General features: G+C 55.5%; 1 protein-coding gene. It reads left to right on the top strand.

All coding sequences use genetic code 11. The features are described 5' to 3' along the window. Nucleotides 1–300 precede the first annotated feature (300 nt). The coding region (locus tag BZK31_RS27900) for a Tar ligand binding domain-containing protein (RefSeq protein WP_208617249.1) at nucleotides 301–649 on the top strand (349 nt) is incomplete at its 3' end.

Raw genomic sequence — 649 nt, 5'->3', positions numbered from 1 at the left:
AATGGCCGAGGCCGAGAAAGAGCGGGACCACCGGCTTGACCGCATGACCCGCGAAGCGCGGGCGTTTGTGCAAGGCACGGATCGCAACGGTGAGAGGCAGTCAATCCTGCTTCACTGATGGCTCAGATGCTGGCCTGGAGGGCGCTGCAAGCAATGCGTTTCAGCAGAATGTGCCGATCTGTAAGAAATTTTGTCCGGTGTTGAACGTTTGCGTAATGGATGAAGTCATTATGACATCATTGCTGAGTGGCAAATCACTTCAGCTTAGTCGTCATTCCTCATTAAGCAACGGCCCACCCTATGAATATTCTGCGTCAGCTCAAGTTTTCGACCAAGCTTCTTTCGGCGTTCATCATCTGTGCGCTCATTACACTGGCGGTAGGTGGCCTGGGCATGACAGGCGTGACCCGCCTGGGCAATGCGCTGGAACTGACCTTCTCCAACAACCTGGTTTCGGTCAGCAACACCAATGAAACCCTGACCAGCCTGACTGCGCACAACCGTGGCCTGTATCGCTTGCTCGATGCCCAGGATGGCGGTGTGTCAGAAACAGACAAAGAACGCGTTCGTCAGGCGCTGGCCGATGACCTGGTTCGTGCACAGAAAGTGTTCGCGACCTATCGCGCCACACCGCTGGAAGATGACGAGC

This window comes from Pseudomonas floridensis (genome assembly GCF_002087235.1).
Classification (GTDB): domain Bacteria; phylum Pseudomonadota; class Gammaproteobacteria; order Pseudomonadales; family Pseudomonadaceae; genus Aquipseudomonas; species Aquipseudomonas floridensis.
Note: the sequence above shows the minus strand (reverse complement) of the source record. Positions and strands in the feature narration are given on the sequence as shown.